The 18,494-nt window shown below is 70.3% G+C and carries 18 protein-coding genes and 3 pseudogenes; 14 read left to right on the top strand and 7 right to left on the bottom strand.

Annotated features, from left to right (window positions below; translation table 11 throughout):
• A partial coding sequence (locus tag AOK08_RS25710) for an alpha/beta hydrolase (protein ID WP_241827090.1) occupies positions 1-655 on the bottom strand: 655 nt, incomplete at its 3' end.
• Positions 656-830: 175 nt separating this feature from the next.
• Here AOK08_RS25710 and AOK08_RS25705 point away from each other — a divergent pair.
• The 5 genes from AOK08_RS25705 to AOK08_RS25685 all read left to right on the top strand — a co-directional run bounded on the left by AOK08_RS25705 (position 831) and on the right by AOK08_RS25685 (position 7,704).
• Positions 831-1,997, top strand: a complete 1,167-nt coding sequence (locus AOK08_RS25705; protein ID WP_055530318.1) for a PucR family transcriptional regulator — start codon at positions 831-833, stop codon at positions 1,995-1,997.
• Positions 1,998-2,190: 193 nt separating this feature from the next.
• Entirely contained in the window at positions 2,191-3,684 is a 1,494-nt protein-coding gene (locus tag AOK08_RS25700) for a long-chain-fatty-acid--CoA ligase (RefSeq protein ID WP_055530317.1), read from the top strand.
• 302 nt (positions 3,685-3,986) lie between these two features.
• Positions 3,987-5,024 carry an alpha/beta hydrolase gene (locus AOK08_RS25695; protein ID WP_055530315.1) on the top strand — a complete coding sequence of 346 codons (1,038 nt, stop codon included), beginning with the start codon at positions 3,987-3,989 and terminating at the stop codon, positions 5,022-5,024.
• Positions 5,025-5,075: 51 nt separating this feature from the next.
• Positions 5,076-6,572: a hypothetical protein gene (locus AOK08_RS25690; protein ID WP_157876791.1), complete on the top strand. Its 1,497-nt coding sequence runs from the start codon at positions 5,076-5,078 to the stop codon at positions 6,570-6,572.
• Positions 6,573-7,305: 733 nt separating this feature from the next.
• Positions 7,306-7,704 carry a hypothetical protein gene (locus tag AOK08_RS25685; protein WP_198539399.1) on the top strand — a complete coding sequence of 133 codons (399 nt, stop codon included), beginning with the start codon at positions 7,306-7,308 and terminating at the stop codon, positions 7,702-7,704.
• Between the two features lie 94 nt (positions 7,705-7,798).
• Here the strand turns inward: AOK08_RS25685 and AOK08_RS25680 are convergent, their stop codons facing one another.
• Complete coding sequence (locus AOK08_RS25680) at positions 7,799-8,338, bottom strand: hypothetical protein (RefSeq protein ID WP_055530306.1); 540 nt, start codon at positions 8,336-8,338, stop codon at positions 7,799-7,801.
• A gap of 227 nt (positions 8,339-8,565) precedes the next feature.
• Here AOK08_RS25680 and AOK08_RS25675 point away from each other — a divergent pair.
• Positions 8,566-8,823 (top strand): annotated as a pseudogene (locus AOK08_RS25675) (LLM class flavin-dependent oxidoreductase); the annotation flags it as partial.
• Positions 8,824-9,189: 366 nt separating this feature from the next.
• On the opposite strand, the gene AOK08_RS25670 reads toward AOK08_RS25675, so the two are convergent.
• Together AOK08_RS25670 and AOK08_RS45950 are read right to left on the bottom strand one after the other, a co-directional pair.
• Entirely contained in the window at positions 9,190-10,980 is a 1,791-nt protein-coding gene (locus AOK08_RS25670; protein WP_055530302.1) for a tetratricopeptide repeat protein, read from the bottom strand.
• A gap of 112 nt (positions 10,981-11,092) precedes the next feature.
• Positions 11,093-11,365 carry a hypothetical protein gene (locus AOK08_RS45950; RefSeq protein ID WP_157876790.1) on the bottom strand — a complete coding sequence of 91 codons (273 nt, stop codon included), beginning with the start codon at positions 11,363-11,365 and terminating at the stop codon, positions 11,093-11,095.
• A gap of 126 nt (positions 11,366-11,491) precedes the next feature.
• On the opposite strand from AOK08_RS45950, the gene AOK08_RS25665 reads away from it, so the two are divergent.
• Complete coding sequence (locus tag AOK08_RS25665; RefSeq protein WP_055530300.1) at positions 11,492-11,806, top strand: hypothetical protein; 315 nt, start codon at positions 11,492-11,494, stop codon at positions 11,804-11,806.
• 192 nt (positions 11,807-11,998) lie between these two features.
• Here AOK08_RS25665 and AOK08_RS25660 read toward each other — a convergent pair.
• Positions 11,999-12,217, bottom strand: a pseudogene (locus tag AOK08_RS25660) (YciI family protein); the annotation flags it as partial.
• Between the two features lie 167 nt (positions 12,218-12,384).
• Here AOK08_RS25660 and AOK08_RS25655 point away from each other — a divergent pair.
• The 3 genes from AOK08_RS25655 (at position 12,385) to AOK08_RS47580 (ending at position 13,699) form a co-directional block, all read left to right on the top strand.
• Positions 12,385-12,876, top strand: a complete 492-nt coding sequence (locus AOK08_RS25655) for a hypothetical protein (protein WP_157876789.1) — start codon at positions 12,385-12,387, stop codon at positions 12,874-12,876.
• Between the two features lie 230 nt (positions 12,877-13,106).
• A complete protein-coding gene (locus AOK08_RS47585) occupies positions 13,107-13,502 on the top strand; it encodes an NAD-dependent epimerase/dehydratase family protein (protein WP_241827089.1) in 396 nt (131 codons plus the stop codon).
• Entirely contained in the window at positions 13,496-13,699 is a 204-nt protein-coding gene (locus AOK08_RS47580; protein ID WP_241827088.1) for a hypothetical protein, read from the top strand. The genes AOK08_RS47585 and AOK08_RS47580 overlap by 7 nt, the downstream gene beginning before the upstream one ends.
• 125 nt (positions 13,700-13,824) lie before the next feature.
• Here AOK08_RS47580 and AOK08_RS25645 read toward each other — a convergent pair whose 3' ends face one another.
• Complete coding sequence (locus AOK08_RS25645) at positions 13,825-14,307, bottom strand: hypothetical protein (RefSeq protein ID WP_157876788.1); 483 nt, start codon at positions 14,305-14,307, stop codon at positions 13,825-13,827.
• 450 nt (positions 14,308-14,757) lie between these two features.
• Between AOK08_RS25645 and AOK08_RS25635 the strand changes: the two genes are divergently transcribed.
• The 4 genes and pseudogenes from AOK08_RS25635 (at position 14,758) to AOK08_RS45945 (ending at position 17,952) form a co-directional block, all read left to right on the top strand.
• Positions 14,758-14,991 (top strand): hypothetical protein, encoded by a 234-nt coding sequence (locus tag AOK08_RS25635; protein WP_055530293.1) that lies wholly within the window; start codon positions 14,758-14,760, stop codon positions 14,989-14,991.
• A gap of 24 nt (positions 14,992-15,015) precedes the next feature.
• Positions 15,016-16,065, top strand: coding sequence for a threonine/serine dehydratase (locus tag AOK08_RS25630; protein WP_055530291.1), 1,050 nt, complete (start codon positions 15,016-15,018; stop codon positions 16,063-16,065).
• Positions 16,066-16,586: 521 nt separating this feature from the next.
• Positions 16,587-16,896: pseudogene (locus tag AOK08_RS47575) on the top strand (enoyl-CoA hydratase-related protein); the annotation flags it as partial.
• A gap of 63 nt (positions 16,897-16,959) precedes the next feature.
• Positions 16,960-17,952 carry a YVTN family beta-propeller repeat protein gene (locus AOK08_RS45945; RefSeq protein ID WP_157876787.1) on the top strand — a complete coding sequence of 331 codons (993 nt, stop codon included), beginning with the start codon at positions 16,960-16,962 and terminating at the stop codon, positions 17,950-17,952.
• A 141-nt stretch (positions 17,953-18,093) separates the two neighbouring features.
• Here AOK08_RS45945 and AOK08_RS25620 read toward each other — a convergent pair whose 3' ends face one another.
• Positions 18,094-18,330, bottom strand: a complete 237-nt coding sequence (locus AOK08_RS25620) for a hypothetical protein (protein ID WP_241827087.1) — start codon at positions 18,328-18,330, stop codon at positions 18,094-18,096.
• Positions 18,331-18,494 lie beyond the last annotated feature (164 nt).

The raw sequence follows: 18,494 nt of genomic DNA, 5'->3' as shown, positions 1-18,494 counted from the left end.
GGCACATCGCGTACAGGCCGCGTACCAGGCCCGTGTCGCCGTCACGGCACAGTTGGAGGCCGGTGGCGAGGGTGAGGTTCCCGCCGCCGCTCTCCCCGGCCACGATCACCCGCCCGGGATCGATGCCCAGGGCGGACGCGTTGTCGATCACCCAGCGCAGGCCCGACACACAGTCGTTCAGCCCCGCCGGAAACGGCTCCACCTCCGGCGCCGACGACGCCACCAGACAATTACGGAAGTCGATACTGGCGACCGCCACACCCTGATGGGCGATCAAGCGGCACCACGACTGCGCCACCGGGCCGAAGGCCGACCCGGTCTGCATACCGCCACCGTGGATGTGGACCACGCAGGGCAGCGTCTCGTCCGTGTCGGGGCGGATGAAGTTGATCCGCACCGTGTTCCCGTCGGGGGACGACGTGAACGACAACGTCTCACCGCGCAGACCCGCCGTCGGTACGGCCTCCTCGCCGAACAGGGTCCCGGCGAGGGCCTCCATCGACGCACGCGCCGCCTTCGCCTCCTCGGAATTGGCCTCCGCCAGCAACTCCTCACGGGTGGCGACGTCCGGCAACGGCGGCTGCGCGGGAATCGCCGCGACCGCGCTCGCCTTGATACGCGGGTCGATACGCGGGTCGTCGATGAGCTTGCTCATGGTCGTCGTCCTCCGGCTCCGGTGCGTCTCACGCCACCGGTGGTGCCACGTCCCAGTGGCCGCCGGTGGTGTCCGCATCGTGGCCCGGTCGGTGGCCGGGATCCATGGACAGCCCGACAGCTTCCGCCCGTGACGTTTGTTTCCCGGAACAGTGAAGGGGTCGTACGCTGGGCAAATGGACCTGACCAGCGTCGGAGCGGCGTTGCACGCGAGGCTTCCGGAGCTGGGCGAGCGCATGGCGAAACGGATCCGCGCGGAGGCGCAGTCCTACCAGGACGAGTCGCTCATCCCCTTCGACTCGTTGCGCGAGTACTGCCGGCGAAACGTCGACCTGCTGTTGCGGCACTTCGCCTTCGGAACGCCGCTGGACGTCCAGCCCGCCCGGGAGACCGGCCGTCTGCGTGCCGAGCAGGGAGTCCCGCTGTCGGAGACGCTGCACGCCTACCGCATCGGCTTCGAGTACCTCTGGGCGGAGATGGTCAAGGAGGCCCGCGGCCACCCCGAGGTCACCGACGCGCACCTGGTCGCCGGGGCCTCGGAACTCTGGGCGATGTACGGCTGCTGCACGGAGGCCCTGGCCACCGCTTACCGGGAGGCCAGCGCCGAAGTGGCGGCGCAGCGCGAGGCGCGCCGCTCGGCCCTGGTCGAGGCGCTCCTCACCGGCGCGATCGCCGACGGCACGACCCTGTGGGAGGCGGCCCGGCAGCTCGGCCTGCCCGAGCGTGGTCCGTACGTGGTCGCCGTCGCGCATGTGCCCGATCCCGGCGACGAGCCGCTCCCGGGTATCGAGGCAGCACTGCGCGAGGCACGTGTGCAGTCCGCCTGGCGGCTGCTGCCCCACCAGCAGGTCGGGCTGATCTCCCTCACCTCGGCGGAAGCCGACGCGGTCACCTTTCGGGCTCTGGGGGCCCGCAAGGCCCGCGTCGGTGTCAGCCCGTGCTTCGACTCCCTCCGCGACACCCCGCAGGCGCTGCGCTTCGCCGGACTGGCCCTGGCCGGGCTGCCCACCGCCGAGAGCGGGGTCGCGCGCTTCGACGACAGCCCCCTCGCCATGCTGGTCGCCGCTGCCCCTGCGGAGGCGGCCCGCCTGGCGAGGCTGGTGATGGGCCCCATCCTCGACCTGCCCGCGCCGGAGCGCGGCCGGCTGATGGAGACGCTGAAGCACTGGTTCGACGCGGGCGGTGACGCCACCGGGGCAGCGAGCGGGCTCTACGTCCACCCCAACACCGTGCGCTACCGGCTGCACAAGATCGAGAAACTGACGGGCCGTTCACTCTCCGACCCGGCCGCCCTCGCCGACCTCGGCACCGCCCTCCACGCCTGCCGCATCCAGCACCCGTAGCCGGAAGGCATCACACCGGGCAGGTCCGAACTCCCAGCGTATGGCCCCCTCACTGTGCCGGGGAACAAACGAGGGGCGCGGAAGCTGTCGGGCTGTCCATAGATCCCCGCCACGGGCAGGGCCACGATGCGGACACCACCGGCGGCCACTGGGACGTGGCAACCACCGGTGGCATGAACGCAAGGAGGCTTTCATGTCCAATCTGGCGGAATTTCTGGTGCGGACCGCGCTACGGCAGCCCGAGCGGCCCGCCCTGCGGCTGGGTTCCAAGACCGTCGACTACGCCGAGTTGGACGAGCTGTCCGCACGAGCCGCATCGATGCTGCTGGCCGAAGGTGTCCGCCCCGGCGACCGGGTCGCCCTGACGCTGCCGAACGTGCCCGAGTTCGTCGTGCTGTACTACGGCATCCTGCGCGCCGGCGCCGTCGTCGTACCCATGAACCCGCTGCTCAAGGCCCGGGAGACGGAGTACCACCTGCGTGACTCCGGTGCCGTGCTCCTCTTCGAGTGGCATCTGGCCCCCGGAGAGGGCGCTCAGGGCGCGGAGGCCGCCGGGGTACGGCACCTGTCCGTCGAGCCGGATGCCTTCGGCGCGCTCCTGGCCGGCCACCGGCCGCACTCCGAGGTCGCCGCCGTTGCGGAGGACGACGTGGCGGTCCTGCTGTACACCTCGGGAACCACCGGCCGCCCCAAGGGCGCCGCGCTGACCCACGCCGGCCTGCGCCACAACACCGGGACCACCGTCGTACACGTGGAACAACTGACCCCCGACGACGTCATCGTCGGCTGCCTGCCGCTCTTCCACATCTTCGGCCAGACCTGCGCCATGAACGCCGCCGTGCACGGCGGGGCCACGCTGGTGCTGGTCCCGAGGTTCGATCCGCAGACCGTCCTCGACACCATCGCCCGCGACCGGGCCACCGTCTTCGAGGGCGTGCCCACCATGTACGCGGCGCTGCTCGGGCATCCAGGTGCGGACCGGGCCGACACCTCCAGCCTGCGCATGTGCGTCTCCGGCGGCGCCGCCCTGCCGGTCGAGATCCTGCACTCGTTCGAGCACACCTTCGGCTGCGTGATCCTCGAAGGCTACGGACTGTCCGAGACCAGCCCGGTGGTCTCCTTCAACCACCCCGACCGCCCGCGCAAGGCCGGTTCCATCGGCACGCCCGTGCGTGACGTCGAGGTCCGGCTGCTCGGCGAGAGCGGCAAGGAGGTCGCCCCGGGCGAGGTCGGTGAAATCGTCGTCCGCGGACCCATCCTCATGAAGGGCTACTGGAACCGTCCCGAGGACACCGCCGCGGTCATCCCCGACGGCTGGCTGCGCACGGGCGACCTCGCCCGTCGGGACGACGACGGCTACCTCTACATCGTCGACCGCAAGAAGGACCTCATCATCCGGGGCGGCTACAACGTCTACCCCCGGGAGATCGAGGAGGTCCTCCACGAGCACCCCGCTGTCGCCCTCGCCGCCGTACTCGGCGTGCCCGACGATCATCTCGGCGAGGAGATCGCAGCGGCCATCGTGCTGCGCCCGGGGGCCCTGGCGACCGCCGAGGAGTTGCGCGAGTTCACCAAGCGGCAGGTGGCCGCCTACAAGTACCCCCGACACGTCTGGCTGATGGACGCGTTGCCGATGGGCCCCAGTGGCAAGATCCTCAAGCGCCGGATCACCGCCCCGGCCCACTGACTCCACCCGTCACGGTCACACCGACCGGCCGGGACCGAGCCGGCCCGTCGGCAACGGTCTCCGGCCGCGCTCCCTGGTTCCGCGCGGCGTACGTGGCGGTCTCCGTCGCGACGGGCCTGCGGGAGCACGCACACCGTCGCGCCGCAGGGGCAGTACGCGGCGCCGACGACCAGCTCTGACGCGCGTGAGACGAAGGCGACCCGATCGCACCTTGACGCCAGATATTCACTCATGCGCCTATTGACACTATTTGACACGGTGGGCGGCGACGGCCCACCCACCGAACCCGGAGGACGACGATCATGAGTAAGCTCACCGAGGATCCCCGCATCGACCCGCGTATCAAGGCGAGCCCGCTCGGCGCGGTACCCGATATGCCGCCGTTGCCGGACGTCGCCTCCCGTGAGGAGTTGCTCGCGGAGGCCAACTCGGAGGAGGCGAAAGCGGCCCGGGAGATGATGGCGCCGCTCTTCGGCACGCTGTTCAGCGAGGAGATCGCTGCGACGGCGGGTCTGCGCGGTGAGACGTTGTCGTTCACGTCGTCCCCCGACGGGAACACGGTGCGGATCAACTACATCCGCCCCGACACGGACGAGACGCTGCCCTGCGTCTACTACATCCACGGCGGCGGCATGCAGACCGGGTCGGCCTTCGAGCCGCTGACCCACGCGTGGGGCCGGACCATCGCCCACGAGGGTGTCGCGGTGGCCATGGTGGACTTCCGTAATTGTCTGGTGGCGTCGTCGGCGCCGGAGGTGGAGCCGTTTCCGGCGGGGCTGAACGACTGTGTGTCGGGCCTGCGCTGGGTGATCGACAACGCGTCCGCCCTGGGCATCGATCCCGGGCGGGTGATCGTGGCCGGGGAGAGCGGCGGCGGGAACCTCACCCTCGCCACCGGCCTCCAACTGTGCCGTGACGGCGACACGGGCCTGGTACGCGGCCTGTACGCGATGTGCCCCTGCATCGTCGGCACGATCCCGGACGAACGCTTCCCCTCCACCACCGAGAACGACGGGATCATCCTCACCGCGCACGGCAACCGCACCCTCATGGCCTACGGCATCAAGGAATGGGAGAACGGCAACCCGCTCGCCTGGCCGGTCTTCGCCACCGAGACCGACGTCGCCGACTTCCCCCCGACCGTGATCACGGTCAACGAGTGCGACCCCCTGCGCGACGAGGGCATCGCCTTCTACCGCCTCCTGCTCGCCGCCGGCCGCCCCGCCCGCTGCACCCAGTTGATGGGCACCGTCCACGCCACCGAGGTCTTCTCCATCGCCTGCCCCGACATCAGCCGCGACAGTGCCGCGAGCATCGCCCGCTTCGCCCACGGCCACTGACCACCAACACCACCAGCACCAACCGAACGCGGCACCGGCACAACAAGAGACATGACAGGGAAAGACCGCGGCATGAGCATCGACGAGACGATCTTCGCCGACGAGACACAGTTGGCGTCCTGGTGCGAGCGGATCGGCTCGGCGGGACTCCGCGGTACGGCGACCCCGGCGCACGAGCGCATCATCTCCTGGGTCGAGGAGGAGCTGCGGGCCGTGCCCGGGATGGTGGTGAGCACGGACTCGTACTCCACCCTGCGCTGGGCGCCCTCCCCGACAGGGGACCTGGCCAGGGCGGGCGCGCTTCACGTCGCCGACGACCGGATCGAGATCGCCGGCGCCGTGCCCTACAGCAAGCCCGGCAGCCGCAGTGGTGAACTCGTGTACGTGGAGCGGGCGCGGGACATCGGACCGGCCTGCGCCGGAAGGATCGTCCTGCGGGACTTCCCGGACCTGGCCCTGCCCTATGACCAACTGCTGCGCCCCGCCCTGGACTTCAGCCCGGACATGGAGTCGCTGAGACAACAGGTGTGGGATCGCCCGGCGCTGGCTGACGGGATCCTGCACAACGACCTGCTGGCCGCCGGGGAGGCGGGTGCCGCCGGTGTCGTGTTCGCGTTCGATGTGCCCCGAGAGCAGGTCTCCGGCTACTTCGAGCCGCACAAGGGGACGCATTACCGCATACCCGCGGCGTTCGTCGGGGTGGAGGAGCGCGACCGGCTGCTCCCCCTGACCGGCGCGACGGCCCGGCTCACGGTGACGGCGGACGTGGAACCTGCGCAGACCCGCAACGTGTTCGGCACGCTGCCGGGACGCAGCGCGGAACGGATCGTCCTGGTCACGCACACGGACGGGAACACCTGGCTCCAGGAGAACGGCATCGCGGCTCTCCTCGCGCTGGCACGATACTTCGCCGAGCGCCCACTGGAGCGCACGCTCGAACTGGCTTTCACCTCGGCTCATCTGCACATCTCGCGCGAGGGGGCGCTCCGGTACGCCAAGCGCCTGGACGCCGAGTACGACGAGGGCGACATCGCCTTCGCCTTCCCGATCGAGCATCTGGGTGCGCGCGAACTGGTCCCGGTGGCGGCCTCGGACGGCACGCGTGGACGGGAACTCGCCTTCACCGGTCACGCCGAGCCGGTCCTGTGGGCGGCCGGGCCGAGTGCGCCGATCCGCGCCGCGGTCTCGAAGGCGGTGGCCGACCGTGGGCTGGAGCGCGTCATCGTGACGCCCGGTCTGGGAGAGCCGGTGCCGGGACGGGTGCCGGCCATGCTGTCGTTCGGCGGCTTGGGCACGCACTTCAACCAGCAGTTGATTCCCACGACTTCCGTCATCAGCGGACCCTGGTCGCTGTGGGCGCCGTACTTCGGCCGAAGCGCCGTGGACATCGCGCTCCTGCGCAGGCAGAGCCTCGCTTGCGGCGATGTCGTGGCGGCTCTGGACCAGGTGCCCCGGGCAGAACTGGCCGGCGGCTACCTCGCCGACCGGGCGTCCCGGGCGGCCGGCGCGCCGGTGGGCGCCGACATGGTGCCTCCGGAAGTCGCCTGACGGGCTGCGGCACGGAATGCTTCGGTACCCTGTCTGGCTGGGTGCCCCGGCCCGGCCCGGTGGGCGGCCGGCTCGACGACTGAACGGGCCGTCCCGCCCTGCACACGGTCGGCGACATCGGGCATCACCGGGCCGCTCAAGGTCCCTCCATCCTGGACGCCCTGCGGCACGCCCGCCGACCCGGTGCCCCTCCGGGTCCCCGACAGCGGTGGGTGTGCCTGTGACCACAGCCGCTAGTAGTGCCTGGTCAGGTCTGTTTGTTGGTGGCGTGTCCGGTGGAGGGGCCGTGTCGTTGACCGGTGTGTGACACCTGGGGAGTTGGATGAGGTCCGGTGCCGTCTGGAGGACTTCGCGGCGGATGTGTTCGAGCCGTTCGCGCGCGCGGATCAGCTACCGCGTGCCGTACGAGAGCAGTGCGGGAAGCCTGACGCACCCCGCTCCGAGGTCGTACGCACAGGCCGTACGAGGGTAGACTTGATCTTGAGCCAGTCGCCGCAACTCGAGGCGACCGGTGATGCGTTGGTGGTCCAAGGAAAGACGCCCCGCTTCCGGCGGGGAAATGCAGGTGCAAGGCCTGCCCTGCGCTCGATCATGGGGCCCGTCCGCGTGCGTACAGCGGACGGGCCCCATCCGTTGCCCGGCGCAAGAATCCGGGCAACTGTGATTTCCCTGTTCCGGCGTGCTGTCGACGGTCTCGTGCGCGACCGCTCACACGCGCGATGCGCTCTGGGGTGTGGCAGCGTGGCGGGTCATCACCCCGCGCGGCGGCACGGCGGCCAACGGGCTGGAACTGATGACGACGCTGCACCCGCCAACCCGCGCCGTGCGCGATGAGGAGACCGGCAACGGGACCTCGGGCCACAACCCGGGTTCACTCGGGACGGAACCGATGGACCCGGCACCGCCGGAGGCCCGGCCAGAACACTCCGTCGCGCAGGGCTGGAAGGGCGGGTTCCTGAAGGAAGAGGCGTACGAATGGGTGCGGCCGGTGGACCTGCTGACCGGTGATGAGGCCGCGCTGCCGTACGCGGTCGGCCTGGACCTGAACACCGCGTTCCTCGCCGCCGCCGCGAGGCTCACCGTGGGCCTGTCCGCGCCCCGGACCATTTCCACGCCCCCCGAGGGTGCGTGACCGACGAGGTCCCCGGGCTGCTGGTGGAGATGTCCGACGTCTCAGCCAAGCAGCCCAGGGGTCCGTCCCGACGCGCGATGGTGGCGGTGGTAACTCAGTTCCAGGGGTTCGCGGGCTGGTCGTTGATGGTCGCCCAGAAGCGCGTGCTCCCAGGGAGGTAGCCGTGGGCCCAGAACGACCAACCGCCACTCGACTCCAGGTTGCTGCCGTAGCGGCCGTCATGGAACTCGGCCATGCGCCAGCCGGTTCCGTAGTACTGGACGCAGAGGCTGTTCGCGACGGAGAGGCTGGTCAGCGCTTTGCCCTGGACCGGGGGCGTGGCGGCGACGGTGCCGCGAGCCCAGCCCGCGTAGAAGTCCGGGGTGATCCCGCTGGGTACGCCGCTGCCGGTGACTCTCAGGCACAGCAGCGGCAGCGTGGCGGTGGCCGGGGTGTCGCCGTTGTACGGATCGGTCGCGGAGTCCGCCCCCACCCTGACGGTGCCGTTCGCGGCTCCCCCGGCGAGTACGGTCCAGGTCATCCCTGACGCGATGGCGGACGGGGCAGCATGGGCGGGGGTGACGGCTATCGGCAGCAGGGCGAGCGAGGCGGCGACGGAGAGGCCGACGATGCCCTGGCGCAGGAACTTCCTCATGGTGCTCCTTCTGGCAGGCGCGACGAATGAGTGTGCCGGTCGGTGGTGCGGGGCCCGGGCCGGAGCCCGAATCAGCATCCGACACACACACGAATCCGTCACGAATCCTTCACATTCATGGCGGCATGCAGCCGCAGATCGGCTTGAATGGCCTCCCTCGTCTCATCGATGACACGGCCCGTGGCCACCCCGCGCCGGGACAGCCGGGCTCACACAGGTTCGAGGCCATGACGAACCTACGGATCAGTGTGATGTACGACCGCGACTGCGCCCCGGAAGGGCTGCCCGCGTTCGCGCGGCAGGCCGAGGCACTCGGCGTCGACGACCTGCGGGTGGTCGAGGACCTCGGCTGGAACGGCGGCGTGTCGGCGGCCGCCGTGGCGCTGGGCGCGACGGAGCGGCTGCGGGTTGGCATCGGGACAACCCCGGCACCGTTGCGCAGCCCAACGCTGCCGGCAATGGAACTGGCCACGCTGGCCCGGGTGTTGAACAGGTAGCGGCCCAGGATCTCCCTGCGGGCGATTCGAACTGGACATGAACTCCCGTGTCGACCTCGGCTCAGCACCTACCGTGTCCGGGCAGCGCACGGCTCAGGAGGGAACCGGTGGCGGATGGCTGACCGATCGGCAACGTCATGCCGAGGGCGGCCCCGGCCGGACTGGCTGAGACCGCCTCTCGGATCGTCGGGGAGCATCGTCATCCGCGGCGATGTTCCGTGCCGGCCGCGCAGGCGATCGGATGACTCGTCCGATCACGCAGTCCCCATGGTCACTTGAACGCGCTGGCCTTGAGCCGAGGGGCTCCCGGGGCGGCCGGCCTGTCAGCCACGACGCTGACCTCTGCAAGTCCCGCTAGAGGTCGGCTGCTTCCTGGGCCGCGGCGATGCTCTCTTCCAACCGGCCCATCTTCTCCAGCCATTCGGAGAGGTAGTTCAAGGACCGGGCGAGGCTGGGTAGGTGATCGGGGTTCGCCTGCGCCAGCCCCCGGTAGAGGCCCACAGTTTCCTGCGCCGTGGTCAGGGCCTCTTCCCACCGGCCCTCCCAGACACTGAGGGGGAGGTTGTGCAGGGCCTCGGCGAGGTCGGGCAGATGGGCGTCGGGGTTCGCCTGCGCCAGCCCCCGACGGATGCGCACGGCCTCGTGGAGTGCCGCCAAAGCCTCCGGGGACTCGGCGGGAACGACGGACTTGGGGAGGAACGCATCCTCCGGCCACGCCACCTGCCACGCCTCCTGCCACGCCATCTCTTCAAAACGGTGGAAGAGGTTGTGCAGGGCACCGGCGAGGCCAGGCAGATGGGCGTCGGGGTTCGTCCGCGCCAGCTCCCGGTAGAGGGCGACTGCTTCCTGGGCTGCGGTCAGGGCCTCGTACCGCTCGTCATTCTGGTCCAACCGTTCGGACAGGTGGTTCACGGACAGGGCGAGCTCGGGCAGGTGGGCGTCGGGGTTCGCCTGCGCCAGCCCCCGACGGATGTGCACGGCCTCGTGGAGTGCGGCCAAAGCCTCTGCCCAGGTCGCGACCCACTCCAGCTGCGCCAACTGGTCCGAGAGGTTGTAGAGGGCGCTCGCGAGGTCGGGCAGGTGGGCGTCCGGGGTCTCCTGCGTCAGCACCCGGTAGCAGTTGGGGCTGTCCTGGTCCGCGGCCGGAGCCTCTTCCCGCTGTTCGACCGCCCCGGGCGCGACGGAGGGGTTGATCAGAGGGTCGGCGAGGCCGGGCAGGCGGTCATCCGGGGCCGGCTCCGTCGGCGCCCGGCGGAGGTCTCGCGCTTCCTGGTCCGCGGCCCGAGCCTCCTCCTCCCGGCCCACCGAACTCAACTGCTCGGCGAGGCTTTTCAAGGAGGAGGCGAGTTCAAATTTGTAGGCTGGGTTCGCCTGAGCCAGACCCCGGTACAGGCCGACCACTTCCTGGCCCGCGACCAGAGCCTCCTCCCGCCGCTTCAGCTCGTCCAACCGTCGGGAGAGGTCGCGCAGGGCATAGGCGAGGCCGGACAGGTGGGCATCCGGATCGGCCTGAGCCAGACCCCGGTACAGGCCGACCGCTTCCTGGACCGCGACCAGAGCCTCCTCCCGCCGCTTCAGCTCCTTCAACTGTGTGGAGAGGCGGCGCAGTGCACGGGCGAGGCCGGACAGGTGGGCATCCGGATCGGTCTGAGCCAGACCCCGGTACAGGCCGACCGCTTCCTGGGCCGCAACCAGAGCCTCCTCGTGCTGATCCACCCACCAGTGCTCAAGGGAGAGGTTGTTCAGGGCACGGGCGAGGCCGGACAGGTGGGCATCCGGATCGGCCTGAGCCAGACCCCGGTACAGGCCGACCGCTTCCTGGGCCGCAACCAGAGCCTCCCAGTGCCGATCCACCTCGTCCAACCGTTCGGAGAGGTGGTGCAGGGCACCGGCGAGGTCAGACAGGTGGGCATCGGGGTTCGCCCGCGCCAGCCCCCGGTACAGGCCCACTGACACCTGGGCCGCGGCCAGGGCCTCCGGCCACCGGCCTTCCTCCTCCAACCGTTCGGAGAGGTTGCGCAGGGCACCGGCGAGGTCAGACAGGTGGGCATCGGGGTTCCTCTGCGCCGGCCCCCGGCGGAGGCCTGCCGCTGCCTGGGCCGCGGCGGGACCCTCCTCGGGCATACCGATCGGTATCTCGTCCACGTACTATCCCTTTCGTATCGAATCAACGCAGGACGGGCAGAACACTCTGTCCGTCTGACTTCTCAAGCCCGACCCCCGACGGACCGCCTCCGGGCACCGAGCACCGCCCAGGTCAGCTCTGGTCGGCGTCGGCGGCTCTGGCCGCGCTCCGCCCGCGACGCAGCGCGAGCGCCGCCTCGCGGGCGGCAGTTTCGGAGACGATCGAGCCCAGTGCTCTCCTCCTCCGACCAGCGGGCACGCTGCAGCGCGGCGTCCGGGTCAGGGTGTCAGGGCCCTGCCGTGCCAGTCGCGAGTCCGGGTAACCCTTGCGGTACTGCGCGGTGACCCGCTGGACGCAGGCGTCTGCCTCGGCCTGAGCGGCCCGGAATGAAACCTCAGACGTCACGGTCGCAGCTTAGAACCTGGGTACGACACGGGTCCCAGCCGCATCTTCTGAGCGACGTGGGTCTTCAACCAGAGCAGCGACGGCGACACCGGCGCCCTCGGCCCGCCCGAGACGTTCGACTGGCCCATGATCGAGTCCGAGCGCAGCGACCAGGCCCGTACACGGCTCGTGGCTCACGGCATTCGGTGGGACCCGGACACAGGAGAGGTCACCTGCCCCGCCGGCATGCACGCCGATCAGGCAACAGCCATCTGGGACCAGGTCAGGACCGATATGGACACACTGGTGCTCGACCTCATCGACGACGTACGCCAGGGCAAGCCCGCCGCACACAACGCCGAACGCACCGACGGCCACACCTGGGTCCGTCCCCTCCAGCCCCAGGCACAGCACGGGCCCGCACTTCAGAGTGCGGGCCCTTCGATCCGAAGGTACGGGTGACCAGCAGAGCAGCGAAGGCCTGCGCCGTCTCCCAGGTCAGAAGCCCCTTGGGTTGAAGGCACCAAGCCTGTAGCCAGAAGCCCCGCCGCTACTTTGCACCGTGGGTCAGAGATAGGAGGCCGCGTGAAACACAAGGATGGTGAGCGATCCGAAGGGCCTCGGCGGTGACGTTGGCCTGGGTGTCCTCGGTCATCACGACCGCCCGCCGAACTGCCAGTTGTGCACCTCAATGTCGGCGTACCGGTCCGGGGTCAGGATGGCGCGTGCCGTGTCCGGGTCCGGCCCCCGGACCAACGCCGCCGTCCCCAGCCAGGTGGCGCCGTTGTCGGACAGCAGCGGCCCGTAGGCGATCAGTTCGTCCCGGTCGGGCGGCACCGCGAGGTCGGCGGCCTGCCCCGTGCCGAGGCCGAGCGACGCTCGATCCCTGATGTGGCTCCTTGCATGCCTGGGGTGCTGTCGTCGTCGAGTGGTTCGAGACCGTGGGCAGGATCGCCCTCCTCACCGATGCCGCAGTCGTCGTACAGCCAGACAGATGCAGGCACCTGGCGTTCCGGGAACCTGTCGGCGACGATGGTCCGATGGACCCCGAGCGGGATGCGCTGTGGACCGCCAGAGACCGCAGGCGCTATTCGCTGCGCCGGTGGCTCACCCTGTTCGGGGTCGTGCTGGTCGGGGTTTGCGGATGGCCGATGACCAAGGCGTCGGCCGACCCGGATCGTGGTCTGATCGACATGGGATGGATTCTTGTCGTCGGCGTTGCCGTGGCGGTCCCGGCTGGCATCGCACTCTGGATCTGGGACCGGCGCCGCCTCCTCGACGTCCACGCTGACGACGAACTTCACCTCGGCCTGGTCAACGGACGCGTCGTCCACCTCGACCCGGCCGCAGTCCGGCAGATCCGGATGACCTGGCGGTTGTCGTCCTGTGGCAGCTTCGGCCACGCGAAACTGCTCTTGGCCACTGACCAACTGCTTGGCTACCACGGACGCTACGACCTGATCGACACCGGAAGGCTGCAACCCCTGATCGCCCGCTGGGAACAGCGATGTCCGGGCATCGAGGTGACCTGAAAACGCTCACTCCCCACTCCGTCCGCGAATCCACCGAATGAACGGACAGGACGGGTTTTCCGAGATCTTGTCGCCGGAGGCCGCCGTCCACGATTGCGTACCTTCGTCGCCGGCGCCACCGGCGCTGTCGGCAGTCCGCTCGTCCCGATGCTGGTTGCGCCTGGGCACGAGGTCACCGGGACTTCACGGACCCTGGCCGGGATCGAACGGATCAGAAGCCTCGGAGCGACGTGATCCACCAGCTCACCGACCTCTCCGGCGCGGACGGGGCCGCCAACGGCCGAATACGCCGCGAGGGCACCCGGAACCTGGTGGAGGCCGCGAAAGCGGCTGGGATCGGCCGGATCGTCGCACAGTCGATTTCCTGGGCATACGCGCCGGGCGAAGGCCCGGCCGAGGAGGTCGTATCGCTCGACAGCACGGCCGCTCAACCCCGAGCCCGGATGGTGGCCGCCGTCAGGGCCTTGGAGGAGACGGCAACCGAGTTGGAGACAGCGGTCTGGCTGCGCTACGGCCTGCTGTACGGGCTCGGCACCTGGTACGCACCTGGTACGCACCGGGCGGCGCCTTCGCAGCGGCCCTGGCGGGCGACCCGTCGGCGCGCTTCCTGGGGAGCACCATGGTGAACGACGCGGTGAGCTTCTTCGTCCACGAGTGGCTTCCGGCCCTGGCCAAAGCCCTCGGCGTGCCCGCACCCAGCGCGGTGGCGGGCCGGCAGGAGTGGGAGCGCGGCGCTCTCAACGCGCTTGCCCGAAGCCGGGGTTGGCAGCCCGAGTGGCCGACCTGGCGGACCAGTTTCGCCGCCCAGTGCGACATCCTGTGAGTTCTCCAGAACCCTGCTGAGGTCCTTCACCACCACCAGCACCGTCAGCATGAGCCTCCTCGACTTCGACCAGCCCGCAAAATGGTCGGACGAAACGAGGACTCTTCAGGAATTCCGAAGTTACGTCACAAGCTGGCGCGGTCGGCGGCCGCGGCCTGGCTCGCCGGCCACGGCGAGCAGGCGAGCTTCGAGTACACCGGCTCGGCCGGGGCGCCGCTCGGCTCCGTCGTCGACATCCGCTGGCCGCGCGGCGCGCTGCGGGTGCACCTGGACCAGGCGGTGGCGCCGGTGTGGGACGACGGCCTGGAGCCGGTACTCGGCCTGGGCGTCCCGGTCGACCGGGACACGCTGATCCGGCGTTGGTACGTGCACCGGATCCGCCTGGACAGCGAAGGCACGAGCAGGCGGGTGCGGATCGGTACCGAGGCCTTCGCACGGCCCACCGAGTGGTTCGCCCTGGAGGAATGCGAGGTGACGGAGCGTGGGCTGTCGACGCCGGCGATCCAGCGGATCATCCAGGCCCGCAGCGCGGCGGCGCCCACGAAGTGGACGCCGGGGCAGAACACGGACACGGCACAGGACACCCAGGCGCGGGAACTGCTGCGCAAGCTGCTCTACGCCCGCCGGACCGAGTCCATCGCCCTGGCTGATTCGGTGTGCCGCGAGATGCCGGAACTCGCCGGCGTGAGCCCGCGGCTGCAGGAGCAACTGGATGCCGCCCTGCGCTCCGGCCTCCTCTGGCTCGAGAAGGAAGTCAGGGCCCGCAGGGGGCTGTTCGCCAGCCTGGAACAGGCGGTGGCTGAGAAGCGGGCCGGGAAGGTCAAGAAGCTGTTGCGGCATGCCAAGACGGCAGCCAAAGACGCCTGTTCCGAGGAGGAGAGCCGCGTGATCGACGCGGCTGACGGCTGCCTCACCGTCATCGCGGCGGCCAGGAGCAGGTACGTCACACCGCAGGCCCGCTCCAGCCCGGACGAGGGAAGCAGCTTCCGCAGCTCCATCGGCAAGTTACCCGGAAGAGGTGGCTGGAGAGGCACTGCCCGCGTTGCGGGGCGACCACCTTGTGGCGCCACCGCTGGGAGCCGGCCGACGAGCAGCACCGCCAGGCGTACGGCTACCGGCCCCGGACCGTCGAGCACCGCCAGCGGGTCAGCCTGCGACCGGAGCTCGGCGACGGCCTGCTGTTCACCCCGGCCAACTTCCACGCGGTCGAACCCTGCCCCGGGCAGCGGCGGATCGCCTTCGCCCTCTTCCTGGCACTCACCACCACCGGCCAGCTCATCGCCTGGTCCTGACCATCTCTCAGCAGGAGCAACAACGTGCACCAGCTCACGTACGGCGACATCAAGGCCGCCACCGACCGGATCGCCGGAAGCGTCCGCCCCGTCACCCTCGCCCCCGTCGACCCCGGCGCGATCCGCACCGCACACCGCGACCCCCTCGACGACCGCGAACCGCAGGACTGCGAGGTATGGCTCGCACTGGAATACATGCAGCACACCGGCAGCTTCAAGGCCCGCGGCGCCCAGAACTTCATCCAGGCCCACCGCGACACCAGCACCCTCCCCGACGCCGGAGTGACCATCGCGTCGGGCGGCAACGCCGGGCTCGCGTGCGCGTGGGCCGCCCGGCAGCAGGGCGTCACCGCCACGGTGTTCCTGCCGACCACTGCCCCGGCGGTGAAGGTCGCCAAGCTCCGCGGGCTCGGCGCCGATGTGCGGCTGGTCGGCGCGGAGTACGCCGAGGCCCTCGCCGCGTGCGAGGACTTCGCCGCGGCCACCGGCGCACTCGCCTCGCACGCCTACGACCACCCGCTGATCGCCGCCGGGGCGGGCACCCTGCTGGAGGAGATCCGCCGGCAGATCCCTGGCCTGGACACCGTGGTGGTCGCCGTCGGCGGCGGCGGCCTGTTCGCCGGCGTGGCCACCGCCGCCCGGCACCACGGCATTCGCACCGTGGCGGTCGAGCCGGAGAACTGCCGCGCGCTGAACGCGGCCGTCGAGGCCGGCCACCTGGTCGACGTCACCGTGGACTCCATCGCCGCCGACTCCCTCGGCGCCCGCCGCACCTCAGCGATGGCCCTGCACGCCGCCCAACAGGACGGCGTGCACTCCGTGCTGGTCCAGGACACCGAGATCGTCCGCGCCCGCCAGGCACTGTGGGACCACCGCCGGGTGGCTGTGGAGCACGGGGCGGCGACAGCACTGGCCGCACTGACGGCTCCGCCGCACCACGTACCCGACCGGGACCTGCCGACCCGGCCCACCGCACCGAGCCACAACTACCGGCCGGGCAACGGCGAGAAGGTCGCCGTGGTGCTCTGCGGGGCGAACACCGACCCCAGCAGCCTGGTACAGCCGACGATCTGAAGACCGCCGGTTCGGGCACGGCTCTGGTCAACTGCCCGTACGGATGCCCTTGAAGCCGGGACCCAGCCCGCGCCGTCCCGCAGGAGGTAGCCGATCGGCTGACAGAGCCCCGCTTCCCTCGCCCTGAACTGGTGCGCCGGACGGGGAACCGACTGGAGGACTGCGCCCTTGGGCGAGCTCGCCCGGTACAAGTTCGACGTCGAGCCGCGAGGAGAGTGCTCAGCAGGAGGCGGTCGCGCGCTGTCCGTGCGGCGTCGACGATTTGCCGCGACTGCTCGTCGGTCAGTGTGACCGGTGGCCCGCGCCCGCTGACCTCGCCCCCAGCATCTGCTGCGGCGGCCATCTTTTCCGTCTCCGGGGCCTTGAGTATGCGGGCCCGGATCGTCTCGTGCTCACGTCGACCGGCACGGCAATCCTCACGGCCACAGCGACGCCCTGGCCTACGAGGGCCAGACCGTCGCGTCCCCTACGGCGGCTGCTGCGAACCCAGCAACGTCAAGGCCAGCGGGCAGCACTGCCGTATCGGGCCGCAGCGGGCGAAGGAGCTGATGTTCTTCGGCGACGCCGTCCCGGCGGCGATGGGTCTGGTCAATCGGGTCGTCCCGGCGGAGGACTGGCCAAGACCATCCGCGAGTGGGCCGAGCGCCTCGCCCAGGGTCCCACCCGCGCCCTCGCTCTCACCAAGCAGCTGATCAACGCTTCCCTGGACACCGACCGCGCCACCGCTTTCGCGGCGGAGGCGGCGGCGCAGGACCTGTGTATGACGACGCGGGACGCGCGGGAGGGCGTGGCGGTGTTGCGCAGCGGCGGACGCCGACGTACGAGGGGCGTAGACGAACTCCGCTTGCGGGCGCTGCCGGGCGCGGCATCCTGGAAGAGGGGCAGGAGGCGCCCATGAGTTCCCGCTCAAGGATTCGGTACGGCCTTTCCGCAGCTCTGCTCGCTCTGGTGGGCGTGTTGGTACAACCGTCCGCCGCTGCGTCGACCGAGCCACCCCCTTCGCCCCGCCCTTACGTCCACGTCTACGGCCGCCCGTACGGCGTCGCGATATCTCCGGACGGCGGCCACGCGTATGTCACCAGCGGGTGGTTCTCCTCGCTGGCGGTGATCGATACGCACACTCGGCAGCGAACCGCCCGCATCCAGGTCGGTGAGTCGCAGGACGTCGCGATCAGCCCCGACGGGCGCCGGGCCTACGTCACCAATCTCTCGACGGTCTTTCCCTCGGTGAGTGTGATCGACACGGCCACGAACACGGAGATTGACCGCGTCCCCGTCGGCGACGGTCCCTCCGGCCTGGCGGTCACCCCCAACGGCCGCCGCGTCTACGTCGCCAACGCCTACTCCGACTCCCTGTCCGTGATTGACACGGCGAGCGACAAGGTCGTCGACGAGATCAAGGTCGGCAGCGACCCGGTCGACGTGGTGATCTCCCCCGACGGCCGCCGGGTGTACGTCGCCAACTCCGGCTACGGGACCCCCACCTCCCTGTCCGTGATCGACACGGCCACGGACAAGGTCGCCGGCTGGCCCGGCAGACTCGGCAACTTTACGTACGGCCTCGCGGTGACACCCGACGGACGCCGGCTCTACGTCACGGACCTGACAGGCACCGTGTCCGTCGTCGACACGGCGACCGGCAAGGTGACCGGCGGCCCCATCCCCGTCGGCCGGCACCCGAAGGACGTCGTGGTGAGCCCCGACGGCCACCGCGCCTACGTCACCAACCAAGGCTCGGACAGCCTGTCCGTGATCGACACGAGCACGAACAAGGTGACCGACACCATCCGCATCGGCGGGCCGACCCGTATAGCGCTGACACCGGACGGCCGCCACGCCTGGATCACACAGAACTCCTCCGGGTCGGTGTGGGTGATCGACTTCTGAGAGGGCGGTTCGTAGGACGGGGCTGCTGGTCACGGTGCTCGGCCGGCTACTGCTTCCTGGTGAAGCTGCCGGTGTCGGCTTCGGTGAGGATGTCGAGCTTGACCAGGCGTTTCAGTTTGGCGCGGGTGCCCAGGGGTCAGGTCAGCGAGCGAGGGTGACCTTGATCGGGATGTTCGGGCATTCGTCGACGACCCTGGTGAGCGTGGCCTGTTCGGCCGGGTCGACGGCCAGGTCCCAGCGGGTTTTGACCGCGATCCAGTCGGTGGCGTACGTGCAGCGGTAGGCATCGGCCGGCGGCTGCCAGGTGGTCGGATCGTGATCGGCCTTGGACGGGTTGGAAGCGCGTGAGTTCGCGGAATCCTGGAGCTGAGCCGCCAAGAACCCGCACGTTGGCTCCGTTTCTGAGGAGGCCGACGTCCGGGTTCCCTCGAACTCGCGAACGGCACCTACAAGATCCACGCCAGAGCGCCCGCTGCCGCTGGTGTACGCCCAGGGGCAACCTCGGACGCGGCGCCGGCGGAGAACTCGCGGCCCGGAAGGCG

It is taken from the genome of Streptomyces graminilatus (assembly GCF_001418565.1).
GTDB lineage: Bacteria > Actinomycetota > Actinomycetes > Streptomycetales > Streptomycetaceae > Streptomyces > Streptomyces graminilatus.
Note: the sequence above shows the minus strand (reverse complement) of the source record. Positions and strands in the feature narration are given on the sequence as shown.

Excerpts from the sequence above, each read along its gene's own strand:
- AOK08_RS25700 (WP_055530317.1), top strand. The coding sequence starts at position 2,191 with ATGTCCAATCTGGCGGAATTTCTGGTGCGGACCGCGCTACGGCAGCCC.
- AOK08_RS25655 (WP_157876789.1), top strand. The coding sequence starts at position 12,385 with ATGGACCCCGAGCGGGATGCGCTGTGGACCGCCAGAGACCGCAGGCGC.
- AOK08_RS25665 (WP_055530300.1), top strand. The coding sequence starts at position 11,492 with ATGATCGAGTCCGAGCGCAGCGACCAGGCCCGTACACGGCTCGTGGCT.
- AOK08_RS25680 (WP_055530306.1), bottom strand. The coding sequence starts at position 8,338 with ATGAGGAAGTTCCTGCGCCAGGGCATCGTCGGCCTCTCCGTCGCCGCC.
- AOK08_RS25695 (WP_055530315.1), top strand. The coding sequence starts at position 3,987 with ATGAGTAAGCTCACCGAGGATCCCCGCATCGACCCGCGTATCAAGGCG.
- AOK08_RS45945 (WP_157876787.1), top strand. The coding sequence starts at position 16,960 with ATGAGTTCCCGCTCAAGGATTCGGTACGGCCTTTCCGCAGCTCTGCTC.
- AOK08_RS47580 (WP_241827088.1), top strand. The coding sequence starts at position 13,496 with ATGGTGAACGACGCGGTGAGCTTCTTCGTCCACGAGTGGCTTCCGGCC.
- AOK08_RS25705 (WP_055530318.1), top strand. The coding sequence starts at position 831 with ATGGACCTGACCAGCGTCGGAGCGGCGTTGCACGCGAGGCTTCCGGAG.
- AOK08_RS25690 (WP_157876791.1), top strand. The coding sequence starts at position 5,076 with ATGACAGGGAAAGACCGCGGCATGAGCATCGACGAGACGATCTTCGCC.